The following is a 9,369-nucleotide window of genomic DNA, read 5'->3' as shown; positions in this document are numbered from 1 at the left end:
TGCTCGGCGGGTGGCAGACAGAGGAGCTCGCAGACTGTGTTCGTGGTCCGATAGACTGGGTAACTACATTGCGAATGGGGGACACCGACATGAGTGCCGCCGACTCGCTGAAATGGATACACGAAGGTCGGATAGCCTTGACAACTGTCCAGGGTCGTTTCACAGCAACGAACTCCCTCAGCGGCTGGGACTTCGCGATGCTTTACCGGGGCGTCGAGATGGTCGTCAAGGCCGTGGAGATCGCTAGTACCGGCCGCGTGTCCCATACACACAGCCTCGTCGTTCTTAGTCAGAAGGTCGGTCTTTGGGGCACGCTCCCTCCGGAGCACCAACAGATCATCCGGCTCCTGGAGCGCTACGGACCCTCCACCAATTACCCTGACAACCCTGGCCACCATACGCTGACGAACTCGACCAGCCCCGTCGAGGCGAACAGAATTCTGACGGGGGTATCTTCGCTGTTTGACTTCGTCGAGCACCTCGTGTCCACAGACTTAGCAAGCCCGTAATGAAGGGCAGTCCTTGCTGTCTTAGCGGTCGGGGTCGCGGCTGGCAGGGGTGGGTTGCGTTCGCGCTCCAGTGGGGAAGTCGGCTACTATTCCGGCACGCCCCAGTTTGGGGGCGTGGCAGTAGGGATTCTTGAGAATTCCGGGCGCCGCAATGCGCGGTCGCCGCCATTCGCTTCTTCCACGGATACCCCGGGAGACCATCCGCATCCTGCTTCAGCCTCGTGGCCACCGCTACAACCGGGAACAGCCCCATCTGGGATAGTCAGCGTGGAGGACAGCCGCCGGTGCCGGGCCAGCCGCTGGGCGGCGCGCAGCTCTCCTCCGGCCTCCGGGAACCGCATGAGGAAGGCGTGCCGGAGCATGGGGAGCGTCACGCGACGCGGCAGGCCGGCGGCGGCGACGAACCTGCAGAAGGTCCGCTCGGCCCACCCCGTCCCCGGCGGCAGAAGGATTGAGGCCCCGCCCGGGGTTTCTCTGTCGTACCCCCTCACCTGTATCCTCTCCCTACAGGGGAGAGGAGGGAAAGGATTGAGGCCCCTGCGGGGCCTCTCCATCATCTTTGGAGCGGGCGATGGGATTTGAACCCACGGCCCTCGGCTTGGGAAGCCGACGCTCTACCCCTGAGCTACGCCCGCCCGTCCTGTCAGCATTATACTACGGATCCCGCCGGGCGCCTTCCTCTTCCGCCGCTGCCGTTCCTCTGTGACCGTGAGCACTGTGTCCCCGGATCCTTACCTGATAGGGTGGGACCATGTCCGCACCCTGTCGTGGAGGAGGTCACCGTGGACGTCTCCCTGGTTGTGATCCTGGGCACCACGCTGCCGGCCGTCGTGTGGATCCTCTCGCTGCGGCCCCGGACCTATCGGGTGGCGCCGGCCAGCAAGGAAGAGGTCCTGTCCCTGTGGGGGGTCCGCTGGCCCGAGAAAACGGCGACCGATACGGCACGAGCTTTGGGGGCCGCCGACTGATCCGGCGTCTGTCCGGGTAGAGCACTCATGGGCATGAAGCCGACCTCTGCCACTGGGCCTACCGGCTGGCTGGGCCACCGGAACATCCCCCGCCCGGCTGTGGTCTGCCGGGAGCGCCGGTCCACCCCCACGGACGGGCTGGACTGCCTGCTGGCCATCTGGATCGCCCAGGCCATGCTGGAGGGCTGCCCCGCCGGCCCCGGGGGACGCGCATTCCGGCAGGAGGCCTCCGGGGGGTCCGCGAACCTCCCCTCTGGCACCGGGACACCCTGACTCGCTCTTTCCAACCCGCCTGCGGCAGTCGGTTGCAATCAAACGTCCTGGCGCGGTGGATTACGTGCTCCAGGCGTGGATAGCGCGCACCGGCGGAGTGCACTCGGTGGCGTGCGCGACCGGGTCGGGGTGTCTGAGCAGGCAGGCGTGGCCGGGAGCGGCCGCGCCTGCACTGTTGTGAGCCGGCGCACCCGGGGAGGTGAGAGGGTGAAGGTTCCGATCTCGGTTACCGTCAACGGTGTCACCTACCAGCATGAGGTGGAACCCCGCCTGCTGCTGGTCTACTACCTCCGGGATGTCCTGGGCCTGACCGGCACCCACATCGGCTGCGACACCACGTCCTGCGGGACGTGCACCGTGCTGATGGACGGGCTGGCCGTCAAGTCCTGTACGGTCCTCGCGGCGCAGGCCGACGGCGCCGAGATTGTGACGGTGGAGGGCCTGGCCCAAGACGGCACGCTCCACCCCATCCAGGAGGCGTTCTGGGAGGAGCACGGGCTGCAGTGCGGGTTCTGCACGCCCGGCATGATGCTCACGGCGCTGCAGATCCTGGAGCGCCACCCCGATCCCACCGACGAGCAGATCCGCCACGGCCTGGAGGGCAACCTCTGTCGGTGCACCGGCTACCAGCACATCGTCAACGCCATCACGTCGGCGGCGCGCAAGCTGCGCGAGCAGCACCTTCCCGCCATCCCCCGGCGCGCGGCGGCCCCGGTCACAGGAGGAGCAAAGGAGGGGGACTGACATGGCCGTGACCACACTGTTTGGCGCCAGCGTCCGGCGGCGCGAAGACCCCCGGCTGGTCACGGGGCGGGGCACCTACACCGACGACGTCCGGCTGCCCGGGCTGCTGCACGCCGTGTTCGTGCGCAGCCCGCACGCCCACGCCCGCATCCGCCGCGTGGACACTGCCGCCGCCCGGCGGGTGCCGGGGGTGGCGGCGGTGTTCACGGGGGCTGACCTGGCCGGCAAGGTGAACCCGCTGCCCTGCGCCTGGCTCGTCCCCAACGCCGACCTGAAGACCCCGCCCCACCCGGCCCTGGCCACCGACCGGGTGCGCTATGTGGGCGACGCGGTGGCCGTGGTGGTGGCCGAGGACCGCGCCGCGGCCCGGGATGCGGCGGCTGTGATCCAGGTGGACTACGAAGTCCTGCCGGCCGTGGCCGAGGCCGAGAAGGCGGTCCAGCCCGGCGCGCCCCAGCTGCACGACGGCGTGCCCTCCAACATCGCCTTCCGGTGGAAAGTCTCCGGGGGCGACGTGGCCGACGCGTTCGCCCGGGCCGACCGGGTGATCCGCCAGCGCCTGATCAACCAGCGCCTGATCCCCAATGCCATGGAGCCCCGGGCAGCCGTGGCCGACTACCGCGCGGCCACCGGAGAGCTGACCCTGTGGGTCACCAGCCAGAACCCCCACATCCACCGGGTCATCCTCTCGGGCGTGCTGGGCATTCCCGAGCACCGGCTGCGGGTGATCGCCCCCGAAGTGGGCGGCGGATTCGGCAGCAAGATCTTCGTGTACCCCGATGAGGCCGTGGTGGCCTTCTGCGCGCGCGAACTGGGCCGCCCTGTCAAGTGGGTGGAGGACCGGCGGGAGAACTACCTGATCACCGCCCACGGCCGCGACCACGTCACCGAGGTGGAGCTGGCCGTGCGGTCCGACGGCACGCTGCTGGGCCTGCGGGGGCGGACCTACGCCAACCTGGGCGCCTATCTGTCCACGGCAGCGCCGGGCATTCCCACCATCCTGCACGGCCTGATGCTGTCCGGGGCGTACCAGCTGCCCGCCGTGGACTACGAGGTGGTGGGAGTGTTCACCAACACCACGCCGGTGGACGCCTACCGCGGGGCCGGGCGCCCCGAAGCCACCTACATCGTCGAGCGGCTGATGGACCTGGCAGCCCAGGAGCTGGGGCTGGACCCGCTGGAGATCCGCCGGCGCAACTTCATCCCCCTCGATCGGTTTCCCTATACTACCGTGACGGGCCTGTCCTACGACAGCGGCAACTATGCCCAGGCTCTGGATACCGCCACCCGGATGCTGGAGTACGACCGCTGGCGGGACGAACAGCGCCGGGCGCGCCAGCAAGGGCGCTACATCGGCATTGGCGCCAGCTGCTACGTGGAGATCTGCGGCCTGGGGCCGTCCCCGGTGGCGGGGGCGGTGGGCTTCCAGTTCGGTCTGTGGGGCAGCGCGGTGGTGCGCGTGCACCCCACCGGCAAGGTCAACGTCTTCATCGGCGAAAAGCCCCACGGCCAGGGGGAGGAGACCACCTTCGCCCAGGTGGTGGCCGACGAGCTGCAGGTACCCCTCGACGACGTCCAGGTGATCTACGGCGACACGGCCCTCACACCCATGGGCTGGGGGACCTACGGCAGCCGCACCACACCCGTGGGCAGCGCCGCCTGTCTGCTGGCCGCCCGCAGGATCGTGGACAAGGCCCGCAGGCTCGCCGCGCACCTGCTGGAGGCGCCCGAGGCCGACGTCGTTTACCAGGAGGGGCGGTTCTTCGTGCGGGGTTCCCCCGAGCGGGCCAAGACGTTCCAGGAGGTCGCCCTGCAGGCGTACCTGGCCTGGAACCTGCCGGCAGGCATGGAGCCCGGGCTGGAGGCGTCGGCGTTCTACGACCCGCCCAACTTCACCTACCCCTTCGGGACGCACCTGTGCGTGGTCGAGGTGGACCCGGAGACCGGCCAGGTGCAGATCCTGCGCTATGTGGCCGTGGACGACTGCGGCCGGGTCATCAACCCGCTCATCGTGGACGGCCAGGTCCACGGCGGCATCACCCAGGGCCTGGCCCAGGCGCTGCAGGAGGCGGCGGTGTACGACCAGGGGGGCCAGCTGCTGACGGCCTCCATGCTGGACTACCCTGTCCCCAAGGCCGCCCAGGTGCCGGTGTACCTGACCGCCCGCACCGAAACCCCCTCTCCCCACCACCCGCTGGGCGTCAAGGGAGTGGGGGAGACCGGGACCATCGCGGCCACCCCGGCGGCGGTGAACGCGGTGATGGACGCCCTGCAGCCACTGGGGATCCGCCACGTGGATATGCCGCTGACCCCGTCCCGCATCTGGCAGGCCATCCAGCGGGCGAAAGGAGGGGCCCGATGATTCCCGCCCAGTTCGAGTACCACCGACCGGCGACCCTGACGGAGGCGCTGCAGCTGCTGCAGCGCCTGCCCGACGCGCGGCTGCTGGCCGGCGGCCACAGCCTGCTGCCCCTGATGAAGCTGCGGCTGGCCACGCCGGCGCACCTGATCGACCTGGGCCGCATCGCCGACCTGCGGTACATCCGGGAGGAGGGCGGCGCGCTGGCCATCGGGGCGCTGGCCACCCACTGGATGGTGGAGTCCTCGCCCCTGGTGCGCCAGAAGGCGCCCGTCCTGGCGGAGGCGGCCGGCCGCATCGGGGATGTGCAGGTCCGCAACATGGGCACCATCGGCGGCAGCCTGGCCCACGCCGACCCGGCGGCCGACTATCCGGCGGCGGTCCTGGCCCTGGAGGCGGAACTGACCGCCGACGGGCCTGCCGGGCGCCGCACGATCCCCGCCGCAGAGTTCTTCACCGGGATGTTCGCCACGGCCCTGCGGCCCGACGAGATCCTCACGCAGGTGACGGTGCCGCCGCTGCCGGCGCGCACCGGCAGCGCCTACCTGAAGTTCGCCCACCCGGCGTCGGGGTTTGCGGTGGTGGGCGTGGCGGCGGTGGTGACCCTGGACGGCCGGGGGCGGTGCGAGCGCGCCCGCATCGGCATCACCGGGGTGGGGCCGACCGCCTACCGCGCGCGGGCAGTGGAAGAGGCCCTGGCCGGCGCCGTCCCCGACGAGAAGACCGTGGCGGCGGCGGCCGCAGGCGCGACCCAGGGCATCGACGTCAGCGAGGACCTGTTCGCCTCGGCCGAGTACCGCCGGCACCTGGCCCAGGTGTTCACGCGCCGGGTGGTCCTGGCCGCCGTGCAGCGGGTGGCGTAGGCAGACAGGGGGCGAAGGTCCGGGGCGGGGCGAGCGCGGCCCCGCCCCGGCCCGTGTCACGGCGGTCACTCGGTGACGGAGGCCCGCCCGGCTGACTGGCGCGCCAGCCAGTCGGCGGTCACCGCGATGTCGTCCGGCGTCAGCCCGTGTCCGCCCGGCCGCCAGGAGACGGTGACCTCGGCGCCGGCCTGGCGGAGCACGTCCACCAGCTCGTCGGTCCGGGCCCGCGGGACCAGGGGATCGTTCAGCCCGCCGGCGATCAGGACCGGCCGGCCCCGCAGGTCGGGCACGGACGGCGGGCGCAGCGGCAGCATCGGGCGCAGCAGGGCCGCGGCGGCCAGCGTCCGGGGGCGCAGCAGCAGCACGGCGGCGGCGATGTTGGCCCCGTTGGAGTAGCCCACGGCCACCACCCGCGCCGGATCCCGGCCGTAGGCCGCGCAGGCGGATTCCACGAAGTCGGCCAGCTCGTGGGTCCGGCGGATCAGGTCGCCCTCGTCAAACACGCCCGGGGCCAGCCGACGGAAGAAGCGCGGCATCCCGCCCTCCAGCACCTGTCCCCGGGGGCTCAGCAGCGCCGCGCCCGGAGCCACGGCCCGCCCCAGGTCGATGAGGTCGTGCTCGTCGCCTCCCGTGCCGTGCAGCAGCAGCACCGTCAGCGGCACGTCCGGGGCGGCAGGTTCGAACCGGTGCGTAAACCCCGCCGGCCCGTGGGTCATCGCACCACCCCTGTCATGGCGCGCCGGCCTGCGCCGGGCGGGTGATCGGGGGGAGGGCGAGGGGGATCAGGGCCCGTTCGATCTCGGCGCGGCGAGGCTCCAGCCACGGCGGCAGCACCAACCGCGACCCCAGCTCGTGCACCGCTTCGTCCACCGCAAACCCTGGGCCGTCGGTGGCAATTTCGAACAGGACCCCGCCGGGCTCGCGGAAGTAGATGGAGTGAAACCAGAACCGGTCGATGATGTCGCTGACGGGCACCCCCAGCCGGCGGATGGCCTCCCACCACGACCGCTGGTCGTCATCGGTGGGGGTGCGCCATGCCACGTGGTGGATCGTGCCCACCGCCACCCGGCCGGCCGGGGCCCCGGGATCCACCACCAGGTCCAGCCAGGCGCCCGAGCCTCCGGGGCCCACCGCATAGCGCGTCCGGTTCCCCTCGGAGGCCACCGGGCGGAATCCCAGCCTTTCGGTCAGAAACGGCACCGTGGGTACGGCGGCGGCTTCGGTCAGGGTGACGCTGTGAATGCCCCGCACGGCGTGCTCCCGGGGGATCGGTCCGTCCTCCCAGAACACCCACGGCCGGTCCGCGGCGTCGGGCGCGCCCACCAGTTCGACGACCTGGCCGTGGGGGTCGGTGAGGGTCAGGACGTGTTCGTCAAATCGGCGGACTGGCCCGCGCACGTCGAGGCCCCGCGACCGCAGGCGGTCGGACCAGAACGGCAGCGCGCCCGGCGGCACGGCGAGGGCCACCGCGGCGGCCTGGCCGGCGCCCACCCGCCCCCGGGGACCCCCGGGCCAGGCGAAGAACGTCAGGTCGGTGCCCGGCGTGCCCACCGCGTCGGCGTAGAACAGGTGGTAGGTGCCCGGGTCGTCCTGGTTGACCGACCGCTTGACCAGCCGCAGGCCCAGCACGCCCACGTAGAAGTCGACATTCTCCTGGGGGTGCCCGCAGATGGCGGTGACGTGGTGGACGCCTCCCAGCGGTCGACTCGGTCCCATGGTCCCTCCTTCGGGTGTCATGACTCCAGGCAGCGGCCCGCGCGGGTGCGCTGTCTGCCAGGATACAGGACGATGCCTTCGGAAGGAATATTCCCGGCAGGCGTTCACACGGCCGCTACACAGGGGGCTCACTCTGAAAGGTAGCATCCGGGAGGGACGGACCGTGCGCATCGCGCTGGCAGCGGCGGCCACGCTCCTCGCCCTCGCCACCGCAGGACGGACCGCTCCGGCTCCCGCGGTCGAGGTGGTGGTGAGCGGGCTGCAGATTCCCTGGGCGGTGGCGTTCGCCCCCGACGGGCGCATCTTTGTGACCGAGCGGCCCGGCCGCATCCGGATCGTCCGGGACGGCCGGCTGGATCCGCAGCCGTGGGCGGTGCTCGAGGTGGCCCACGTGGGCGAGGGCGGGTTGCTGGGGCTGGCCCTGGCGCCGGAGTTCGCGCGCAGCGGGGCCCTGTACGTCTACCACACCTACCGGGACGACGGCCGGCTGTGGAACCGGGTCGTGCGCCTGGTGGAACGGGACGGCCGCGGTCAGGTGGACCGCGTGATCCTGGATCGCATTCCGGGGGCGGTGGTGCACGACGGCGGCCGGATCCTCTTCGGCCCCGACGGGCGGCTGTACGTCACCACCGGCGACGCGCGCCAGCCCGCCCTGGCCCAGGACCGGGCGTCGCTGGCCGGCAAGATCCTCCGGATCAACCCCGACGGCTCCGTGCCTGCCGACAACCCGTTCCCCGGCTCGCCGGTGTACTCCCTGGGCCACCGCAACCCGCAGGGCCTGGCCTGGCACCCGCAGACGCGGACCATGTACGCGGCCGAGCACGGTCCCTCGGGCGACCTGGGACTGTGCTGCCGGGATGAGGTGAACGTCATCGAAGCCGGGGGCAACTACGGGTGGCCGGAGGTGTCCGGCCGCGGCGGGGAACCGCGCTTTACCGATCCCATCGCCGACAGCGGTCCGACCGACACCTGGGCGCCGTCGGGCATCGCCGTGCCCGCCCGGGGTCCGTGGGCGGACAGCCTGCTGGTGGCTGCCCTGCGGGGAGAGCACCTGCGCCGCCTGACCCTCTCGGGCCCGCGCTTCGCCCGGGTCACCGGCCAGGAGGTGTACTTCCGCGGGGAGCTGGGCCGGCTGCGGGACGTGGCGGAAGGCCCCGACGGGGCTCTCTACCTGCTCACCAACAATACCGACGGCCGGGGACGTCCGCGGCCCGGAGACGACCGCCTGCTGAGGGTGGTCTTCCGGTGAGAGTCCAGGTGAGGACTGCGGCGAGGCGGGCAGACGTGGGAGGACGGGTGGTGGCGGTGGTGGCGGGCCTGGTCCTGGCCGGCCTGACTGTCCGGGCAACGGCGGAGGGCCCGCAGGCGGGCTGCACTCCCGGCCGCCTGACCCCGCCGGCGGCAGAGGGACCGTACTACCGGGAGGGGTCCCCCCGCCGTACCTCCCTGCTGGAGCCGGGGATGCCGGGGGTCCGCCTGCGTCTCGGCGGCGGGGTGTTCACCCGGACCTGCCGTCCCGTCCCCGGCGCGTGGTTGGACTTCTGGCAGGCGGACGCCCGCGGGGCGTACGACCTCGCGGGCTACCGCCTGCGGGGCCACCAGTTCGCCGACGGGCGGGGCCGCTACGCCCTGGAGACGGTGATCCCCGGCGGGTATGGAGGCCGCACGCCCCACATCCACGTCAAGGTGCGGGCCCCGGCAGGTCCGACCCTCACCACCCAGCTGTACTTCCCGGGCCATCCCCGCAACCAGCAGGACCCGCTGTTCCGCCCCGACCTCGTGGTGGCGCTGCGCGAGGAGCCCGGAGGCGTGGCCGGATCGTTTGACTTCGTCCTCGACGTGGACTGATCGGATCACCTCTCGCATTTCACGGGTTCTTCACATCCCCCGGCCACCATCTCCGGGGGACACTGCGGGCGGGTCGGGGCTCGCCCGCC

At 71.8% G+C, this 9,369-nt stretch carries 10 protein-coding genes and 1 tRNA gene; 8 read left to right on the top strand and 3 right to left on the bottom strand.

Annotated features, from left to right (window positions below):
- Positions 1-509 (top strand): HEPN domain-containing protein (locus RB150_06725; protein MDQ7820226.1); only part of this gene is annotated, 509 nt, incomplete at its 5' end.
- Between the two features lie 560 nt (positions 510-1,069).
- Here RB150_06725 and RB150_06720 read toward each other — a convergent pair.
- Positions 1,070-1,144: transfer RNA gene (locus RB150_06720), tRNA-Gly, on the bottom strand.
- 147 nt (positions 1,145-1,291) lie between these two features.
- Here RB150_06720 and RB150_06715 point away from each other — a divergent pair.
- From RB150_06715 to RB150_06695, 5 genes are all read left to right on the top strand, one after another.
- Positions 1,292-1,477: a hypothetical protein gene (locus RB150_06715; protein ID MDQ7820225.1), complete on the top strand. Its 186-nt coding sequence runs from the start codon at positions 1,292-1,294 to the stop codon at positions 1,475-1,477.
- Between the two features lie 33 nt (positions 1,478-1,510).
- Positions 1,511-1,750, top strand: coding sequence for a hypothetical protein (locus tag RB150_06710; protein MDQ7820224.1), 240 nt, complete (start codon positions 1,511-1,513; stop codon positions 1,748-1,750).
- A 207-nt stretch (positions 1,751-1,957) separates the two neighbouring features.
- Positions 1,958-2,494 (top strand): (2Fe-2S)-binding protein, encoded by a 537-nt coding sequence (locus RB150_06705; protein ID MDQ7820223.1) that lies wholly within the window; start codon positions 1,958-1,960, stop codon positions 2,492-2,494.
- Position 2,495: 1 nt separating this feature from the next.
- Entirely contained in the window at positions 2,496-4,856 is a 2,361-nt protein-coding gene (locus tag RB150_06700) for a molybdopterin-dependent oxidoreductase (protein MDQ7820222.1), read from the top strand.
- On the top strand, positions 4,853-5,716 hold the full coding sequence (locus RB150_06695) for a xanthine dehydrogenase family protein subunit M (GenBank protein ID MDQ7820221.1): 864 nt from the start codon (positions 4,853-4,855) through the stop codon (positions 5,714-5,716). Before RB150_06700 ends, RB150_06695 begins: the two co-directional genes overlap by 4 nt.
- A gap of 65 nt (positions 5,717-5,781) precedes the next feature.
- On the opposite strand, the gene RB150_06690 is transcribed toward RB150_06695, so the two are convergent.
- Positions 5,782-6,432: an alpha/beta hydrolase gene (locus RB150_06690; protein ID MDQ7820220.1), complete on the bottom strand. Its 651-nt coding sequence runs from the start codon at positions 6,430-6,432 to the stop codon at positions 5,782-5,784.
- 13 nt (positions 6,433-6,445) lie between these two features.
- Positions 6,446-7,432, bottom strand: coding sequence for a ring-cleaving dioxygenase (locus RB150_06685; protein MDQ7820219.1), 987 nt, complete (start codon positions 7,430-7,432; stop codon positions 6,446-6,448).
- A gap of 163 nt (positions 7,433-7,595) precedes the next feature.
- Here RB150_06685 and RB150_06680 point away from each other — a divergent pair, with 163 nt between their 5' ends.
- Both RB150_06680 and RB150_06675 read left to right on the top strand, forming a co-directional pair.
- Entirely contained in the window at positions 7,596-8,681 is a 1,086-nt protein-coding gene (locus tag RB150_06680; GenBank protein MDQ7820218.1) for a PQQ-dependent sugar dehydrogenase, read from the top strand.
- Between the two features lie 8 nt (positions 8,682-8,689).
- On the top strand, positions 8,690-9,280 hold the full coding sequence (locus RB150_06675) for a hypothetical protein (protein MDQ7820217.1): 591 nt from the start codon (positions 8,690-8,692) through the stop codon (positions 9,278-9,280).
- Positions 9,281-9,369 lie beyond the last annotated feature (89 nt).

The sequence above is a fragment of the Armatimonadota bacterium genome (genome assembly GCA_031081675.1).
Taxonomy (GTDB): Bacteria; Sysuimicrobiota; Sysuimicrobiia; order Sysuimicrobiales; family Kaftiobacteriaceae; genus Calidihabitans; species Calidihabitans tengchongensis.
This window is presented reverse-complemented; position numbering and strand designations above follow the sequence as displayed.